This is a genomic window from Nostoc sp. UHCC 0870 (assembly GCF_022063185.1).
Classification (GTDB): Bacteria; Cyanobacteriota; Cyanobacteriia; order Cyanobacteriales; family Nostocaceae; genus Trichormus.
Window position 1 is genome coordinate 2,830,023 of record NZ_CP091913.1, and the last position, 17,294, is coordinate 2,847,316.

Annotated in this window: 18 protein-coding genes; 12 read left to right on the forward strand and 6 right to left on the reverse strand. The window is 41.0% G+C overall.

The genetic code is table 11. The annotated features are described in order from the left end of the window. Positions 1–101: 101 nt before the first annotated feature. Positions 102–1,811 (reverse strand): IS66 family transposase, encoded by a 1,710-nt coding sequence (locus L6494_RS12330; RefSeq protein WP_237988702.1) that lies wholly within the window; start codon positions 1,809–1,811, stop codon positions 102–104. A gap of 84 nt (positions 1,812–1,895) precedes the next feature. Between L6494_RS12330 and L6494_RS12335 the strand changes: the two genes are divergently transcribed. Next, entirely contained in the window at positions 1,896–2,204 is a 309-nt protein-coding gene (locus tag L6494_RS12335; protein ID WP_442946996.1) for a GxxExxY protein, read from the forward strand. An 83-nt stretch (positions 2,205–2,287) separates the two neighbouring features. Continuing rightward, positions 2,288–2,968, forward strand: coding sequence for a class I SAM-dependent methyltransferase (locus tag L6494_RS12340; protein WP_237995263.1), 681 nt, complete (start codon positions 2,288–2,290; stop codon positions 2,966–2,968). On the opposite strand, the gene L6494_RS12345 is transcribed toward L6494_RS12340, so the two are convergent. The 3 genes from L6494_RS12345 to L6494_RS12355 all read right to left on the reverse strand — a co-directional run bounded on the left by L6494_RS12345 (position 2,953) and on the right by L6494_RS12355 (position 5,294). Next, entirely contained in the window at positions 2,953–4,032 is a 1,080-nt protein-coding gene (locus L6494_RS12345) for an ATP-dependent 6-phosphofructokinase (RefSeq protein ID WP_237995265.1), read from the reverse strand. The two genes, L6494_RS12340 and L6494_RS12345, sit on opposite strands and share 16 nt — an antisense overlap. 145 nt (positions 4,033–4,177) lie before the next feature. Next, a complete protein-coding gene (locus L6494_RS12350; protein ID WP_237995267.1) occupies positions 4,178–4,564 on the reverse strand; it encodes a pentapeptide repeat-containing protein in 387 nt (128 codons plus the stop codon). A 115-nt stretch (positions 4,565–4,679) separates the two neighbouring features. Beyond that, the gene (locus tag L6494_RS12355) at positions 4,680–5,294 is read right to left on the reverse strand and encodes a TetR/AcrR family transcriptional regulator (protein ID WP_237995269.1); all 615 of its coding nucleotides are present in this window, start codon (positions 5,292–5,294) and stop codon (positions 4,680–4,682) included. A gap of 151 nt (positions 5,295–5,445) precedes the next feature. On the opposite strand from L6494_RS12355, the gene L6494_RS12360 reads away from it, so the two are divergent. From L6494_RS12360 to L6494_RS12405, 10 genes are all read left to right on the forward strand, one after another. Next, the gene (locus tag L6494_RS12360) at positions 5,446–7,098 is read left to right on the forward strand and encodes a M16 family metallopeptidase (protein ID WP_237995271.1); all 1,653 of its coding nucleotides are present in this window, start codon (positions 5,446–5,448) and stop codon (positions 7,096–7,098) included. Between the two features lie 70 nt (positions 7,099–7,168). Beyond that, on the forward strand, positions 7,169–8,653 hold the full coding sequence (locus L6494_RS12365) for a M16 family metallopeptidase (protein ID WP_237995273.1): 1,485 nt from the start codon (positions 7,169–7,171) through the stop codon (positions 8,651–8,653). Between the two features lie 319 nt (positions 8,654–8,972). Further along, entirely contained in the window at positions 8,973–9,233 is a 261-nt protein-coding gene (locus L6494_RS12370) for a hypothetical protein (RefSeq protein ID WP_237995274.1), read from the forward strand. Positions 9,234–9,698: 465 nt separating this feature from the next. After that, positions 9,699–9,938: a hypothetical protein gene (locus L6494_RS12375; RefSeq protein WP_237995276.1), complete on the forward strand. Its 240-nt coding sequence runs from the start codon at positions 9,699–9,701 to the stop codon at positions 9,936–9,938. Positions 9,939–10,058: 120 nt separating this feature from the next. Next, on the forward strand, positions 10,059–10,304 hold the full coding sequence (locus L6494_RS12380; RefSeq protein ID WP_237995278.1) for a hypothetical protein: 246 nt from the start codon (positions 10,059–10,061) through the stop codon (positions 10,302–10,304). Between the two features lie 143 nt (positions 10,305–10,447). Then, the gene (locus L6494_RS12385; RefSeq protein ID WP_237995280.1) at positions 10,448–10,693 is read left to right on the forward strand and encodes a hypothetical protein; all 246 of its coding nucleotides are present in this window, start codon (positions 10,448–10,450) and stop codon (positions 10,691–10,693) included. 139 nt (positions 10,694–10,832) lie between these two features. Continuing rightward, entirely contained in the window at positions 10,833–11,081 is a 249-nt protein-coding gene (locus L6494_RS12390; protein ID WP_237995282.1) for a hypothetical protein, read from the forward strand. Between the two features lie 299 nt (positions 11,082–11,380). After that, a complete protein-coding gene (locus L6494_RS12395; RefSeq protein ID WP_237995285.1) occupies positions 11,381–11,602 on the forward strand; it encodes a hypothetical protein in 222 nt (73 codons plus the stop codon). Positions 11,603–11,726: 124 nt separating this feature from the next. Continuing rightward, positions 11,727–12,902, forward strand: a complete 1,176-nt coding sequence (locus L6494_RS12400; protein ID WP_237995287.1) for a phosphotransferase family protein — start codon at positions 11,727–11,729, stop codon at positions 12,900–12,902. A gap of 123 nt (positions 12,903–13,025) precedes the next feature. Then, on the forward strand, positions 13,026–14,120 hold the full coding sequence (locus L6494_RS12405) for a T3SS effector HopA1 family protein (protein WP_237995289.1): 1,095 nt from the start codon (positions 13,026–13,028) through the stop codon (positions 14,118–14,120). A 108-nt stretch (positions 14,121–14,228) separates the two neighbouring features. On the opposite strand, the gene ftsH2 is transcribed toward L6494_RS12405, so the two are convergent. Then, on the reverse strand, positions 14,229–16,115 hold the full coding sequence (gene ftsH2, locus L6494_RS12410; protein WP_190701645.1) for an ATP-dependent zinc metalloprotease FtsH2: 1,887 nt from the start codon (positions 16,113–16,115) through the stop codon (positions 14,229–14,231). A gap of 665 nt (positions 16,116–16,780) precedes the next feature. Continuing rightward, positions 16,781–17,275, reverse strand: coding sequence for a hypothetical protein (locus tag L6494_RS12415; RefSeq protein WP_237995291.1), 495 nt, complete (start codon positions 17,273–17,275; stop codon positions 16,781–16,783). Positions 17,276–17,294: the final 19 nt, after the last annotated feature.

The window sequence follows — 17,294 nt, forward strand, 5'->3', positions numbered from 1 at the left end:
TTATCTATTTACATGGGTGTGTTGTATGGAGGGTTTGAAGTATGCTGATATTACTCAGAAAATTATCGGGGCTAGTTTTGAGGTACATAAGTTGTATCCCCTCAATATTCCGGGGTAAGGAGTTCTTCAGTCATCAATGAAAAACCAAAAGGATTGAGAGCAGATTTTTCCTGAATAATAGTTGCTAAAGAAGGAATATTCCCAACCTGAGAAATCCGGTCACGGATATACTCAAAAAAGCTAATTCCCAACTTACGAGTAGTAGCAACAAGAGACATAAAAGTATCCCAAGCCTGAGTACCTTCTAGAGTTTGAGTGGCATAACTAATATTACGCCGTTGCACCATTGTCCTAGCAGCTAACTCCGCCGGATTATTATGCAAAGGTAATTCAGGATGCTCTAAGACTAAAAGCAACTCCGAAATTTTCAGCAGCGTTAATTGTTTTCGCTCATCCAACTGTTGATAACCGGTTTGAGTATCGAAAAGTTTCCAAAACTCAGACCGGAGTTTTTCTGCCATCTGTTGACTGGGTGCATCTTTGTAAGCCAGCAAGTCTCGGTAGTAATCCCAGAAATCATCCAGGAATTTATCAAGAGCTTTTTGGTGACAAGCAACATAAGGGGTCAACTTTTTGTAATGTCGTCCTTCATGCACCCAACACAAAGCGATATTATCAGTCAGTAATTTGAACTGAGGAGCATCATCACAAACGAGAGTTTGCACCACTGGCCAATCAGTTTGTTGATGATAAAAAGCAATCGCTGCTGCTTCTATAATCCGAGTCCGGTGTTGAGAACCTAGTTTGGGTAGATATGTATCAAGTAGAGTATTAAACTCTGCTTCACTCAACACAGTTTCTTGAGGTAATAGTTTAAGAGCATTTTTCCATTTAGTCGGGATTTGGAAAGTCTCCACTAAATTGTCTGTAAGTTGATTGAGAATCAACTCCAGTTCTGTGGCATTTTGCAATACTTTTACTACACTCAATCTGTCTTTTTTGGCAGTGGTCAGGTAGATTGTATAGAAAGGGTTGCAGACTACATTAGTGGTATAGTTCACCCCACCCACCCGCGCACCAGTTTGGTCGAAGTTTTGCCAAGGACTGCTCTCTAGTCCCGACGCATATACTTCATCTTTCTCGCTTTCAAAATCAGTGTGGTTTTTAATCAGTAGGTTCGATAAATATCCGGCTGATATGGATATCCCAATATCTTCTAAAAACTCTAATAATTTGCCTTGGGTCATGTTGCCCCCATAGTATAGGCTCATCACCAAAGCTTTTATTCCCGGACCGAATTCTCCTTCGTAACCGCAAGGCAGTTCTGCTAAATAGGTTTTTCCCACTGAAGGTGAGTAGTATTTCTCTTTACGGAATAATACGTTGTCCGTTCCCAAGGTGATGTCTTGGATGATTACTTCTTGATAGCCTTTAAACTCTGCGTCTGCTGGCAGTTTGTCCTGGGGATATTCCAATATTTGTTCTCTATTTATTTTAACTGTCGCTTTCTTACTGCCTTTGTTGTGCTTTTTTAGAGTCTGTCGTTCTTTTTCTGATGAGTGATTGTTGGCAAATCCTTTCTTGCTGCTTTTGATGTCTGGTTGACCTTTTTCTCCTTTCAGGCGGTTGTTTTCATCTTTTAACTGTTGATTTTCATCTCGTAATTCTTTGACTTCTGCTTGCAATTGCTCTATTAGGTTCAGTAATATTTCTACTGTCCGACGCATTGATTCATCTGCAATTCCTTTTGGCTCGATGGTTTGCAGTATCTCTTCTCCCAATTTTTTACTCGAATCTAGCTTTTGCGTCATGTGTCATATTTTATGATATTGCTTGTCCCTCGCTGACTTTATTTTTTCTACTACCCCTACTTATTGAGCCGATACCATAAGTTTTTGGGTAATGGGTTTCAAGAGGTTATTTATCAAAGGGCTTTGGCTTATGAGATGAGTCAAGTGGGGCTGGAGTTTGCACGTGAAATTGAGCAACATATTTTTTATAAGGATTTGGAAAAACCTATTGGAACTCGTAGGGCTGATTTTGTGGTTGAGGGAAAGGTTTTGGTTGAGTTGAAGGCTGTTATTCAGCTTGAAGATGTGCATTTGGCTCAGGCTTTAAATTATCTGAAGGTGTATAAGTTGGAGGTTGGTTTGTTGATTAATTTTGGGAGTAAGAGTATGGTGTTTAAGCGATTGGTGAGGTGAAAATTTAATCACGGATTTTATGGATTATGGGATGTCACTGATTTTTTTAGATAATATTAAAATATAAGATAAAAATCGGTTTTATGTTTGAACAACAACCTGAAAATTTACGCCAGAAGGTTCAAAATTTAGCAGCAGAAGCGATTAATAAATCAGCACCATCAGCATGGTTTGAAGTTTTATATGCTTCAGCTAATGGTGATGCTGAACAAATTCCCTGGGCAAGGTTAACACCTCACTCCTATCTCCAAGATTGGTTAGATAATCATGAGTTATTTACCCTGGGGAAAAAGGCTCTAGTAATTGGTTGTGGTTTGGGGGATGACGCGGAAGCTTTAGCTAAACTGGGATTTGATGTTACCGCTTTTGATATTTCTCCTACTGCGATCGCTTGGTGTCAGCAGCGATTTCCTAATTCAAAAGTCAAATATGAAGTTGCTGATTTGTTGGCGATTCCTTCACAATGGTATCGAGCTTTTGATTTTATTTTTGAATGTCGGAATATCCAAGCTTTACCATTAAGTGTACGTGCTGCGGTTATCTCTTCTGTGGTTTCTGTGGTTGCTCCTGGTGGGACTTTGTTGTTAATTGCTCGTGTGCGGGAAACAGAAGCCGAACCATCTGGGCCACCCTGGCCATTGTCTAACTCTGAACTCGCACAGTTGGAAAGTTTGGGATTACAAAAAATAGCGGATATGCTGTTTTTAGAATCTCAGGAAACTGAAGTCAAGCAGATGCGTATTGAATATCAATCTCCTAAATAAATACCTAAACCACGCGCAGTTTGCACTAAGGTATCCTCTGGGTTGACTGCTCTATATTGTGCGATCGCTTCCGCAATGGGTACATTTAGCACCTGGCGATTTTGCCAAGTCACCATGTAATCATATTTACCTTCATCAATGAGATTGACTGCTGCGACTCCAAAGGCTGCGGCTACTAATCTATCTAGTGGTGAAGCTGTTCCACCCCGTTGGATGTGTCCTAAAACGGTGACTCGTGTTTCTGCACCGATGCGATCGCTAATTTGATCGGCTAAGTATTCCCCAATCCCACCATATCGAGATTGTCCCAACCGATTAGTCATGGTGAGAGTTTCTCCCTCTTGGGTACGCACTGCTTCGGATACAATTACTAAACAATAGTATTTACCTGCTTCTTGGCGTTGTTTAATTTTGGCGCAGATATGCTCCATATTGTAGAGAATTTCGGGAATTAAAATCACATCTGCTCCCCCAGCAATTCCCGCAGCAATGGCAATGTGTCCCGCATCACGCCCCATCACTTCTAAAATCATGACTCGACTGTGGGAAGCGGCGGTGAAGTGTAACCGATCAAGTGCTTCTGTAGCAATATTCACGGCTGTATCAAATCCGATCGCGTGTTCGGTAATGCCAATATCATTATCGATGGTTTTGGGAATACCAACTAAGTTAATCCCGCCTTGTTGTGCTAAACGACGGAGAATAGCTAAACTACCATCGCCACCAATCCCAATCAAAGCATCTAAATCTAGTTGATGATAGCCGGCAATAATTTCCTCGGAGCGATCGCATAAACTACCATCAGCCATCGGAAAAGCAAAGGGATCTCCTTTGTTGGTAGTGCCTAACATTGTCCCACCAGAAGTTAAAAGCGGGTCAACTTGCTCGATTTCTAGTTTTGTAAATTGCGGCGGACGTGCCATTAATCCTAGGGTTGCTTGCCTAATTCCTAAGACTTCCCAGCCTTTACCGCCAGCACAATGGACTACAGCCCTAATCACCGCATTCAAACCAGAGCAATCTCCTCCACTAGTAAGAATGCCGATACGCTTACTTTTACCCATATTTTTTAACGTTGCCAACGTGAAATGCTTTTACCCAAATCTTACAGATAGATTGATTTGAGCCTGCAATAATACCAAGAAAACCCGGTAACAAGTAATAGGTAACAGAAAAAACTATTACCTATTGCCAAACCTCACAGATGAATTAATCTTTAATTTGCACACCAGCTTTCCCTAGATCAAAATTTGGGGGAAAATGAGTGGTGCGATCGCAATCAGCCTTTTCTAACTTCGCGCCTTGGAGGTTGGCTTGGCGGAGATTGGCTGACATCAACATTGCACCTCTAAGATCGGCATCTTGTAAATCAGCTTGACTTAAATCAGCAAAGCTCAAATCAGTACCTCTGAGATTCGCGCCTTTGAGATTCGCTGCATTCAAATCAGCGTAACTCAGGTCAGATCCTTTCAAGTCAACGCCTTGTAAATTGGCATTACCTAGTTCGGCTCGGCTAAAATCCCGCTCACCCGCGATGTACATCTCCATCAGGGTGGCTACCGTACTAATTGGCTGTTGATAATTAATTTCAGACATAAAACAGCCTCACATAAGATTTTTTATCAGTGTATGGTTTATGTTGAGCTACAAAACACAATATTTCATCATGTATCGGGCTTTTCATGGCATATAGGATTTTTTTTGGTGCAACTTAATCCTTTACCAATACGCCATTGAGGAAGATATCCGCCAAACCTTCTGCCATTTGTTGCATTTGTTGGGGGGAAGCATCGGGTTGCATGAGGGTATTATTGGAAAAACCGGCGATCGCAAACATTCCTAAGAAAACTTTCGCTACTAGATTGGCATCCATTTGGCGATAAATACCTTTATCCATAGCAGTTTGGAAGAAGGCTTCAGCCACATCGGTCATTTTATTGATCACTTCTATTTGAATGCGATCGCGTAAATCTGGATGAAACTGTACTTCCATAAAGCAAACGCGCATCAAATCGGCATTTTTTTGTAAATTCCACATCCGGCGGCGCATCACCTGTGCTACAGCTTTATAACTGCCCATTTCACTTAATTCTGTGAGTAAATCCGTGAGAATCTCTACCCAGCCCGCAGTTGCAACTTCTACTAAAATCGCTTTTTTATTAGAAAAATGCCGAAATAAAGTTCCTTCAGCCACACCTGCTGCTTGTGCTAAGTCGCGGGTAGTAGTACCATCAAATCCCTGAGCAGCAAATAATTTGAGTGCTGCCTGTAAAATTCGGGAGCGTGTTTGTGCTTCTGAGGGTGGGGGAGAATTAAAAACTCGCATAATAGTTAATGTAAAATCTCCGGAACATGGTTTGTAGCATTATTGTCTAACGTCAGGTACAAAAAGCACAGAAAGCTTAATACAAGATTAACGCTCCTATTGCTAATTTACCTGTCACCTAGGTAGTGAAAATTTATTTTACTCGTCGCTTATGAATCATTTCAGTTGCTCACAAGTCCCAGCTACGAAAGGTCAATCATACATTCCCTCTTTTTTCAGCAGGGATTTAACCCGCCGACTTTTAACAACGTTACTGGTACTGATAGTTGCTTGGTGGGGGCTAGTACCACAGACAGCTTTAGCACAAACCCAAACCGTACCGCCTCCTGAAACTACGCTGCAACGGAGCAAAAGGCCTACTGCTAAAAGTTCGATTCAACCCTATTTAGATCGGGTAATCAAGCAGCTAACAGAGTTTCGCTTGAATAATGGCATGAAGTTCATTGTTTTAGAACGCCATCAAGCACCAGTTGTTTCCTTTCTCACCTACGCAGATGTAGGAGGTGTGGATGAGCCAGACGGGAAAACTGGTGTAGCCCACTTTCTAGAGCATTTGGCATTTAAAGGCACTACCCGCATTGGAACACAAGACTACCAAGCTGAAAAACCTCTATTAGAGCGTTTAGAGCAGTTGGATAGTCAAATTAGAGCCGCCAAAACCAATGGGAAACAAGATGAATTAGCTAGGTTGCAAACAGATTTTCAGCAAGTAGAAGCACAAGCCTCTAAATTAGTCAAGCAAAACGAATTAGGACAAATAGTCGAGCAAGCAGGTGGTGTAGGTTTAAATGCTACTACTTCTGCGGAAGCGACGCGCTATTTTTACAGCTTTCCCTCTAATAAGTTAGAACTGTGGATGTCACTGGAATCAGATCGATTTCTTGACCCTGTGATTCGGCGGGAGTTTTATAAAGAAAAAGATGTAATTTTAGAAGAGCGGCGGATGCGGGTGGACAATTCACCTATCGGCATGATGGTGGAAAAGTTCATTGATACAGCTTTCAAAGTCCATCCTTACAGACGACCAGTGATTGGTTATGACGAAGATATTCGTAACCTCACACCAAAAGATGTGCAGAGTTTTTTTGATACTCACTATGTACCCAGCAATATCACAATTGCAGTTGTGGGAGATGTTAACCCAGCCGAGGTCAAAAAACTAGCACAGACTTATTTTGGACGCTATAAGTCTAAACCCAAAGCCCAATCAACTATTCCTGTAGAGCCAAAGCAAACCCAAACACGGGAAATTACTCTAGAGTTACCTTCCCAACCTTGGTATTTAGAAGGCTATCACCGTCCATCTGTTACCCATCCAGATAACGCAGTTTATGAACTCATTGCTAGTTTATTAAGTAATGGGCGCACATCACGGTTATATAAGTCTTTGGTAGAACAAAAACGCGTAGCCTTAAATGCTCAAGGTTTTAGTGGCTTCCCTGGTGATAAGTACCCCAACCTGATGCTGTTCTATGCTCTCACAGCTCCGGGTCACACCGTTGATGAAGTGGCAACGGCTTTACGCCAAGAAATTGACAAATTGCAAACCCAACCTGTAGCAGCTTCAGAATTGGAACGGGTGAAAACTCAAGCACGAGCAGGGTTACTGCGTAGCCTAGACTCTAACATGGGCATGGCACAGCAACTTTTAGAATATGAAATCAAAACCGGCTCTTGGCGGAATCTGTTTAAGCAGTTAGAGGACATTGTGGCGGTGACTCCTGCTGATATTCAGCGAGTAGCTAAGGATACATTCACCCCAGAAAATCGCACAATTGGCAAGCTGTTATCAAAGCAAGCTTAGACAATTCAAAATTCAAAATCACAATAAGTAGCGAGTTATGCACAGGTATAAGGTAAGGCTTCAAAGGCGTATGTCCTGGAAAATTCAGAATGGTAGGCGACTGATTTATATTTTGATAGTTGCTTGTGCTTTTTTACTGGTAACTTTTAACTTTTCTCCAGTGGCGACAGCAGCAGCCAAGCACTACACAGAGTTGCAGTTTGCACCGATACCTGAGATTAAGTTACCCAAGTATGAGCGGTTTGTGCTGCGAAATGGCTTAGTTGTATATCTCATGGAGGATAAGGAACTACCTTTAGTCAGTGGTACGGCGTTGGTACAGACTGGTAGCCGTTGGGAAGGAGGGGATAAAGTCGGACTGGCTGGTTTTACGGGTACTGTGATGCGGACTGGTGGAACTAAAAAGCATTCCCCCGATGAGTTAAATGAAATATTGGAACAACGGGCGGCGGCTGTAGAAACTAGTATTAATGAAGCGTCGGGTAGTGCCAGTTTTGAAACACTCAGTGACGATGTAGAAACGGTATTTGGGCTGTTTGCTGAGGTGCTAAGAGAGCCGGTATTTGCTCAAGAAAAGTTAGATTTAGCCAAAACACAAGCCAAGGGGGGTATTGCTCGGCGTAATGATGATCCTAGCAATATCGCCAGCCGGGAATTTCGCAAATTAATCTATGGGAAGGAAAGCCCCTATGCCCGAATTACAGAGTATGCAACTATAGATAGGATTACCCGTGAGGATTTGGTGCAGTTTCATCGGGATTATTTCCACCCCAATAATATGATTTTGGGAATAGTGGGGGATTTTGACAGCCAAAAAATGCGATCGCTCATTCAAGCTAAACTGGGTGATTGGCAACGTAACCCCAAAATGGTCAAATTGCCCTTACCAGAGGTATCACCAGCTAACACAGGCGGAGTATTCTTTGTCAATCAGCCGCAGTTAACCCAAAGTAATGTTTTAGTTGGGCATTTGGGAGGTAGATTTGATAGTCCTGATTATGCACCCTTGGATGTGATGAATGGGGTATTGAATGGTTTTGGCGGTAGGTTATTTAATGAAGTGCGATCGCGTCAAGGTTTAGCATACTCTGTATACGGCCTATGGAGTCCCCGCTTTGACTACCCTGGAATGTTCATTGCTGGAGGACAAACTCGCTCTGATGCGACTGTACAGTTTATCAAAGCTTTGAAAGGGGAAATCAAGCGTATCCAAGCTCAACCAATAACAGCAGAAGAACTAGGTCGCGCTAAAGAGTCTACCTTAAATTCTTTTGTATTCAACTTCCAAGACCCTGCTCAAACCCTATCTCGGTTAATGCGCTACGAATATTACGGTTATCCGGCTGATTTTCTGTTCCGCTATCAAAAAGCCGTATCTGCAACCACAGCCGCCGATGTGCAACGGGTAGCGAAGCAATACCTCAAACCAGAAAATTTAGTAACTCTAGTAGTGGGTAATCAAACTGCTATTCAACCACCATTAACACAACTAGCAGCCCAGGTAACACCAATAGATGTAACCATTCCTGCTTTACAACCACAAGCTCAGAATTAAGCGTAAGCAAGTTTGTAGTAAGGACTTTAGTCCTGATTCTTCTAAGCACTAAGTCGCTTACTACGAACTGAACTACTAGGTGAATGAGAACCCCGGCTTATCCAAATAAGCGGGGTTCTTATCTTGAGCAAGACAAATAAATTTCATTATTGTAAAAAATCTGCTTTTATAGACAAAAATTCTGGAATTGTGTCTGAAAACCTAGCAATAAAAGATTGACTTTCTTGAAGAGAAAATCAAAATATAAGGGGGCGATTCTAATTTTTTAATGTCCCTGTACTGTGCTAATTGGTAAGACTGTATTTAAGGAGGCAAGCAAATGGTAAAAATAACAATATCTGACCTTTCTCCCGATGATGAAGGCAAACTAATTAATGAACTCACTGCTTGGGAAATGAAGAATGTATATGCTGGGATGGAGAGAAGATATGCTGGTAGAAGAAGAACTCCAGCAAGTCCCACTCCAGAAGTGCCAACCGTAGACTCGATACCTGATACAAACGCAACTCTTAACCGATGGATGGATGATTTAGAGTTACAAATTCAAGACTTGCGAAAACAGCTTGGTATCTCACAATAATTGTTGGCTAATGACAACTTAATACTCATGATTATCGTGTGTTTTAATTCAAATCAAGATTAAACACACGATTTTTCATGGCTATCATCATGTATTTTGAGACGATTATAAACCTCCTCAGTTCTTTCTAAAAGCTGAGAGCGTCGGATTCTTCAACAATACCTTCGCCATTGTTTTATACGGAGATTTTTTTTATATGTTCTTGTGTACGCAGTTAATAATAGCTAATTATGCTCACAATATCTGTATTACCAAGGCAAAAATTTTATGCCTATACATCAATATTAAATATACTAAATATCAACCTAAAAATAGACATATTCAACTAATTTATGTCTTTGTAACCTAGGTTTTTAACTTGATTTTCAGCAGAAAAGTAAATAAAAATTGAATCAACGGTTAAGCAAAACAAAGCCTAATCGACTTGCATTTTCTAATAACCTACGAAATTTTTAGGAGTTCATCATGGCGTTTATTGCTGTTAACGAATTGCGTGCTACTGGTGCAGAATTATTCCAAGATTCTGAAAGCTTCCTCAACGAATTGAACAATCTTGATGATTCTGTTCATGGTGGTAACTATTCTAAAGGCACAAATGGTGTTTTAGATTTAGCGGCAAAAGGATTTGAATTTGGCGTAGTTACCTATGGTATTGACGCTATCGGACACATGGCTAAGTCCTTTAGTTCTGCTCTTGGTTATTAATGAAAACTGAGATAAATAGCTCTGTTGCAATTGTGGCATGAGCGATTAAGCGTAATATTTTGAAATTGCTTAATCGCCTGCACTTTCTCTGAAACACAAACATTATTTTAGGAGTTCATCATGGCGTTTATTGCTGTTAACGAATTGCGTGCTACTGGTGCAGAATTATTCCAAGATTCTGAAAGCTTCCTCAACGAATTGAACAATCTTGATGATTCTGTTCATGGTGGTAACTATTCTAAAGGCACAAATGGTGTTTTAGATTTAGCTGTAAAAGGATTTGAATTTGGCGTAATTACCTATGGTATTGACGCTATTGGACACATGGCTAAGTCCTTTAGTTCTGCTAGTGGTGGTTATTGGTAGTTTCCAGCTATTTATTAAGTGAGTGAAAACTGAGCTAAATAGCTCTATTGCAATTGTGGCATGAGCGATTAGGCTTAATATTTTGAAATTGCTTAATCGCCTGCACTTTCTCTGAAACACAAATATTATTTTAGGAGTTCATCATGGCATTTATTGCTGTTAACGAATTACGTGCTAGTGGTGCAGAATTATTTCAAGATTCTGAAAGCTTCCTCAATGAATTGAACAATCTTGATGATTCTGTTCATGGTGGTAACTATTCCAAAGGCACAAATGGTGTTTTAGATTTAGCGGCAAAAGGATTTGAATTTGGCGTAATCACCTATGGTATTGACGCTATTGGACACATGGCTAAGTCCTTCAGCGACGCTGGTGGTTATTACTACTAATTTCCAGCTATTTATTAAGTGAACACTGAGCTATTTAGCTCTATTGCAATTGTGGTATCAGTGATTAAGCGTAATATTTTGAAATTGCTTAATCGCCTGCACTTTCTCTGAAACACAAATATTATTTTAGGAGTTCATCATGGCGTTTATTGCTGTTAACGAATTACGTGCTAGTGGTGCAGAATTATTCCAAGATTCTGAAAGCTTCCTCAATGAATTGAACAATCTTGATGATTCTATTCATGGTGGTGGTAACTATTCTCAAGGAACAAATGGTGTTTTAGATTTAGCTGTAAAAGGATTTGAATTTGGCGTAATCACTTATGGTATTGACGCTATTGGACACATGGCTAGGTCTTTCAGTTCTGCTAGTGGTGGTTATTGGTAATTTCCAGCTATTTGTTAAGTGAAAACTGAGCTAAATAGCTCTATTGCAATTGTGGCATGAGCGATTAAGCGATGTAAAGTTTAATCGCCTGCATCTTATTCCATATAAATTTGAACAGCTAGTACCGCTACACGAAAGTCAAAACTCAAAAGAATTGTATTACGCGATTTTGCGCTATTTGTAATGGGATGTTCATTTACGCGGTGCTGTACTAGTTAGGTTATTTAGTGACTATAATTCTAAATATTATTTTCTAATTAAGCTCTCATTAAGTAATAGGTTTTTTGTGAATACAAAAAATGGCAAAAATAATTATTTATGAATTGGATTCTAATGAGTCACAAAATGTTCTAACTGAACTAGATGACGGAGAATATAACTTAATATATGGTGGTGATGAATATGGTCTAAACAACATATCGCGATTTACAGAAACAATTCTTGAGTTTGTAGTAGTAATATTGGCAATTCATAGCATTGTAGACTTGGTAAAATCATATATTGTTCATGGTACGGAGTAACCAATATATAAAATAGTAATACTTATCAAACATCCTCTAATATTTTTTAAAGTTATCCAATACAGATTCAATATTATTGTTGGGCTAAAAAAATAGTTATTAATGTTGTCACTCATCTAAGACTATGCCACCATTTATCCTCAATTCTCAAAACATATTTGAGTACCTAAATTCTTTGAACTTATGTACTCTTGATGAGCAATCATTCAGCAAAATTGCACTAAAACCAGCCAAAAATTTTAATCTACTAGTTACCTTTCCAGAAGGGAGGAAACTGCTAGTTAAGCAAGAACGTCATAACCCAGAAGGAAAAACGGCTGGCGAATTTTTTCTGGAATGGCGGATTCATGATTTTTTACGTCATTTCCCAGAACTTAACTACATCCGTACTAATTTATCAGAAGCAGTACATTTCAATTGGGAAAATTCTATTCTTATTTTCAATTATCTTGATACATATCGAGATTTAATGGATTTTTACGCTAAAGAGAATTTGAATTTATTTCCCATTAACATTGCAAAGGCCGTTGGGAAGACTTTAGCATCAATTCATCGCGTCTCAATTAACAATGAAAAGTATCGAGAGTTTTTTCAACATACTATCGATAGTCCTATTCAAGAAAGAAAGTCTAATCTCAGTCGTGGTTTAGACAGACTTACGCCAGAAATCTTTGGTAAAGTTCCTGCTGATGGCATCAAATTTTTTGCCTTATATCAACGTTACGATAGCTTAGGTCAGGCGATCGCAGAATTAATCGATTCCTTAACCCCTTGTTGTCTCACCCATAATGACCTCAAGTTAAACAATATCTTAGTTTCCCTGGATTGGGAAGCAGCACCTGATGAGGAAATTATCCGCTTGATTGACTGGGAACGTGGTAACTGGGGAGATCCCGCTAATGATTTGGGAACAGTCATCGCCAGCTATCTGCAAATGTGGTTATACAGCATGGTGACAGGTAAATCGATTACCATTGATGAGTCTTTACGTCTAGCAGCTACCCCCTTGTATGTCCTCCAACCTTCATTGAGAGAGTTGGTAACTGCTTACTTAACTCATTTCCCAGAAATCTTAGAACATCGTCCCGATTTCTTACAACGGGTGATGCAATTTTGTGGTTTAGCGTTAATTACCGCTATTCAGGCTCGACTCCAGTACGAAAAAACCTTTGGGAATGTGGGTATTTGTATGCTACAAGTCGCCAAGAGTTTATTGTGTCGTCCAGAAGCATCTATTCCCACAATTTTTGGTGTGGAAGCAACAGACTTCTATCCTGACAGTTTATTGGTTAATTCGTAATACCTACGCATTAATTAATTACGCCTAATCAGTGTTTGTAGTCAGGACTTTAGTCCTTAAATCTTCCAGCACTAAAGTGCTTACTACAAACTTATTCATCTTCTAATTCACAGGTCAATATCTATGCAACTATTAGATTCTGTCCAATTGTCAGATATTTCAGAGTCACTGCAACTATCATTGCAAGACATTATTCATAATGTTGAGATCCAATCCCAGTATTGTATTAAGCATCCCAACTACAAACCCCTAGAATTACCTGAGTCTTCAGTCTCCCGCTTTCAAAAATTATCTTCAGATTTACAGAATAAGTATTTGAGTCAGCAGTTGCGTAGTTTTCTCTACGGCATCTACTACAATGGCTCTTTGAAAAGTGTTTTGGCATCGGATGCAGAGATATCTAATTTAGCCGTCAACCAAAATCTAGAGAACAACACCTTTTTAGGTGTAGACCTAGCTTTTTACGATCGCCTGCATGAAAATAATAGAGGTCAAGGCTACTGGAGTTATGGTTGGCAGGTAGTCAGAGAAGAAATAGACGGTGCTATAGCAGTTTATAAAGATGGTTTAACATTGTATGTTGAACAAGATGGACTGCAAGCACCTGCTAACTTAGAAAACTTCATTTCTATCAAATTACCTAAAAACCTGGTGCAAAGTGGGTTTTATATGGCAGTTGCTGATGCAGGTATATTGCGACATGATCAAACACAGGATCAAACTCTGGTGCGTGTCTACTTTAATGTAACTCCAGATGGTGCAGTTGCAGTTATGGATAGTTTGACTACGCAACTCAATGCTATATCTCTAGAATTTACCTTTAAAGCCTTATATAATCCTGCCGATTATGAGCGTTACGACTCAGCAGTGCTGTATTTTAACAAAAATGATTATGAATGCGTTCACCCCATCTTAGAGACGCTTTATACAGAGCATCAAGCCCATTTTCGGGAGCAAGTTCCCCTATTTACTAAGCCTATAGCACCAGGGTTAGCGATCGCCGAAGAACCAAAGCATAGATTTGCTGAAAATGAGAGTTTTGGTACACATCGTTGTCAAATTGTGGCTAATGGTTTGCTATCAGCTTGGCTGCAAGGTATTAATACACCATCAGGTAAGATGACATCTATTTTGCAACAGTTCTCTGCATTAAATATTGAATTGCAATGTCCTTATCTCAATGCCGACTCTGAAGATATATATACCCCATTGAGATAGGGTCAATAAAAAAACGGGGGTAGTTTGACTATCCCCGTTCAAAGTTATCAGTGAACAGTTACCAGTTATCAGGGTTACTTCTGCTGATAACTGGTAACTGATTTAAAACTACAGTTGTGGAACAAACTGAACTTTTTCAGGTACATCAGTGTACTCAGCGACAATTTGACGGAATTCATCACCGTCAATGGTTTCTTTTTCAATTAGCAAATCAACTAGGCGATCGGTGACAGCACGATTTTCCCGCATAATCTTCTTAGCGTTTTCATAGCACTGTTCAACAATTTCCCGCACTTGAGAATCAATCCGAGCCGCAATTGATTCGGAATAATCAGAACGGGTCATCCAGTCACGACCTAGGAAAACTTCCCCTTGTTGGCTTTCCAAGGACAGAGGGCCTAAATTAGACATCCCGAAGCGTGTCACCATTTGGCGAGCCATACCGGTGACTTGTTGCAAGTCGCCGCCTGCACCTGTGGTCACTTCCGCCGCACCAAAAATTATGTATTCAGCTGCGCGACCACCCAAAGCACCAGTAATTCTGGCTTTGAGTTGGGAACGGGAAATTAAGCCTTGTTCTTCGTTGGGGGTAAACCAAGTCAAACCTTGTGCTTGTCCGCGAGGAATCAGGGTGACTTTCTGCACTTGGTCATGGTCTTTTAATAAAGTCCCTACCAAGGCGTGTCCGACTTCATGGTAAGCAATCAAGCGTTTGCTCTTGCTGTCTACCAATGGTGTACCTTCCATCCCGGCGACAACTCTATCTACTGCGTCGTCAATCTCACCCAGGGTAATGCCTTCTTTGCGTCTTCTAGCAGTTAGAATAGCGGCTTCATTCAGCAGGTTAGCTAAATCTGCACCGGTGAATCCTGGTGTGCGACGTGCGATCGCTTCTAATGATACGCTGGGGTCAAGTTTCTTGTTACGAGCGTGGACTTGCAGAATTTCCAAGCGTCCTTTGATGTCTGGTGCATCAACGGTTACTTGTCTGTCAAATCGACCGGGACGTAATAAAGCTGCGTCTAGTACATCAGGACGGTTGGTAGCAGCAATAATAATGATTCCTGTATTACCTTCAAACCCATCCATCTCGGTGAGTAACTGGTTGAGGGTTTGTTCTCTCTCATCGTTACCGCCACCGATACCAGCACCCCGTTGTCTACCTACCGCATCAATTTCATCGATGAAGATGATACAAGGCGCGTTATCTTTAGCTTTCTTGAACAAGTCACGGACGCGGGAAGCACCAACACCCACGAACATTTCTACGAACTCCGAACCGGAAATACTAAAGAAAGGAACACCAGCTTCCCCGGCGATCGCTTTTGCTAGTAAAGTTTTACCTGTACCTGGAGGGCCGACTAACAGCACCCCTTTAGGAATACGTGCGCCAACAGCTGTAAATCTTTCTGGCTGTTTTAAGAAGGTGACAACTTCTTGTAATTCTTCTTTAGCTTCTTCAATACCAGCTACATCATCAAATTTTACCCCAGTTTTGGCTTCCATTTGGAAACGCGCTTTGGATTTACCAAAGTTCATGGCTTGACCAGGGCCGCCAGGCATATTATTGGAACGACGGAACAAAAAGAACAATCCAGTAATCAATAAGATTGGGAAAATCAGATTACCTAAAAGTCCCCAGATTGCGCCATCATTACGCATGGGATGAGCATCAAAACTAACTTGCTTTTCTTTAAGCTTGCTGATTAACTCAGGCGCATTAATTGGTAAATCTACCCGCCAGCGTTGCACACGATTTTCGATATCTTGGTCACTGGCTTCAATAATCGCTGTTCTACCGCCTTCATACAGATCCACATTGTTAACGCGACCAGCGTCCAAGTATTCCAGAAAGCGGCCATAGGTCATGCGCGTATTAGCAGCATTTCTGCTCATGTCAGCAGGATTACCTGCAAACGCGCCTTGCCAGAAGAAAAAGCCAATTACCAAAGCAGGCAATGTCCAGAGTACGAGGACTCTCCAAGAGAATTTCATTTTAATTTGCCTCTAGATGCCAATTTACATTTAGTTATTTCTAGCAACGGTCGTCACTAGATAGTTGTAAAACGGATGTTTATAACTCCATTTTGTTTAATTTGATATCTAATCAGGCATTACCACAAAGCTGTAACTGCTTATGTGAAATCTGAGATGCCGATAAGAATCTTAATTAAATTTAACTTAATTCTAATACAACATGGCAATAGTGGGAGGAGATAGGTGACAGGTGACAGGTGACAGGTGACAGGTGAGAGGTTACAGGTGAGAGGTTACAGGTGACAGGTGACAGGTTACAGGTTACAGGTTACAGGTGACAGGCTTCCGCCGTGAGCGTCAGCCGAACGGTGACGGGTGACAGGTGAGCAGAGGTGTCATGTTGAATGTAGCGACAGCGAAATGAAACATCTTGAGACTACGGTGCAAAACCGAGATTCTTGCCTACGGAACGCTTGCCGCAGGCTTTACCCTCCGCAAAGAGCGTAGCCGAGGTGTCGACCGAAGAGGCAGGGGAGCAGGTAGCAGGGGGCGGGGGGAAAGATACTGGAATTCCCCTGCAAAAAGGGTTTCAAGCCCCTAAATTTATTTATGGGGTTTCCCCCTTGCCCCCTGCCCCCTGCCCCTTTTCCTCTTTTTGACTTTTGACTTTTTTCTGCCCAAGCCTACTTCACTTCCGTAACTTGTAACGTATAGGGAAAATATTTATCTTTTTCGTAAGAACCGATCCAAACTTGGTAATCTCCAGGTAGCCATTCACCAACTATGCCGGGATTTTTGCCATCTAAATCGTCGTTGCACCAAGTCCCGCCAGGCCCTTTGACAATAATAGTCGTGTCTTCAGGTGCTTGTATTTGGAGTTTTAGGTAGTCAAATTTATTGGTTAATTTAATACTGTGGTCTGGTGCTTCATGTACAAATCCAGTACATGGCCCAGTAGAAGTGTCAACTCTACCAGCAATCTTGTTTCCTGCTACTGAGCCGCCACTCATACCCCGGACTGTGAGGGGGTCTGGAGAAAATTTTTGACTGATAGTGATATCGCCAAAGATCGGGGGGGTTTCTTGGGCTTTGCTGTTGCTTGGCAGTGCCGATATAACGCCAAGCGTAACTATCATTAAAGATAATCTAATTCCTCTATTTAGCGTTGTTTTCGACATAGCGATTCTATAAGTACCT

Bases quoted from the DNA above. Each gene is read 5' to 3' on its own strand.
- L6494_RS12330 (WP_237988702.1), bottom strand. From the start codon at position 1,811: ATGACGCAAAAGCTAGATTCGAGTAAAAAATTGGGAGAAGAGATACTG.
- L6494_RS12340 (WP_237995263.1), top strand. From the start codon at position 2,288: ATGTTTGAACAACAACCTGAAAATTTACGCCAGAAGGTTCAAAATTTA.
- L6494_RS12345 (WP_237995265.1), bottom strand. From the start codon at position 4,032: ATGGGTAAAAGTAAGCGTATCGGCATTCTTACTAGTGGAGGAGATTGC.
- L6494_RS12350 (WP_237995267.1), bottom strand. From the start codon at position 4,564: ATGTCTGAAATTAATTATCAACAGCCAATTAGTACGGTAGCCACCCTG.
- L6494_RS12355 (WP_237995269.1), bottom strand. From the start codon at position 5,294: ATGCGAGTTTTTAATTCTCCCCCACCCTCAGAAGCACAAACACGCTCC.
- L6494_RS12360 (WP_237995271.1), top strand. From the start codon at position 5,446: ATGAATCATTTCAGTTGCTCACAAGTCCCAGCTACGAAAGGTCAATCA.
- L6494_RS12365 (WP_237995273.1), top strand. From the start codon at position 7,169: ATGTCCTGGAAAATTCAGAATGGTAGGCGACTGATTTATATTTTGATA.
- L6494_RS12370 (WP_237995274.1), top strand. From the start codon at position 8,973: ATGGTAAAAATAACAATATCTGACCTTTCTCCCGATGATGAAGGCAAA.
- L6494_RS12375 (WP_237995276.1), top strand. From the start codon at position 9,699: ATGGCGTTTATTGCTGTTAACGAATTGCGTGCTACTGGTGCAGAATTA.
- L6494_RS12380 (WP_237995278.1), top strand. From the start codon at position 10,059: ATGGCGTTTATTGCTGTTAACGAATTGCGTGCTACTGGTGCAGAATTA.
- L6494_RS12385 (WP_237995280.1), top strand. From the start codon at position 10,448: ATGGCATTTATTGCTGTTAACGAATTACGTGCTAGTGGTGCAGAATTA.
- L6494_RS12390 (WP_237995282.1), top strand. From the start codon at position 10,833: ATGGCGTTTATTGCTGTTAACGAATTACGTGCTAGTGGTGCAGAATTA.
- L6494_RS12395 (WP_237995285.1), top strand. From the start codon at position 11,381: ATGGCAAAAATAATTATTTATGAATTGGATTCTAATGAGTCACAAAAT.
- L6494_RS12400 (WP_237995287.1), top strand. From the start codon at position 11,727: ATGCCACCATTTATCCTCAATTCTCAAAACATATTTGAGTACCTAAAT.
- L6494_RS12405 (WP_237995289.1), top strand. From the start codon at position 13,026: ATGCAACTATTAGATTCTGTCCAATTGTCAGATATTTCAGAGTCACTG.
- ftsH2 (WP_190701645.1), bottom strand. From the start codon at position 16,115: ATGAAATTCTCTTGGAGAGTCCTCGTACTCTGGACATTGCCTGCTTTG.
- L6494_RS12415 (WP_237995291.1), bottom strand. From the start codon at position 17,275: ATGTCGAAAACAACGCTAAATAGAGGAATTAGATTATCTTTAATGATA.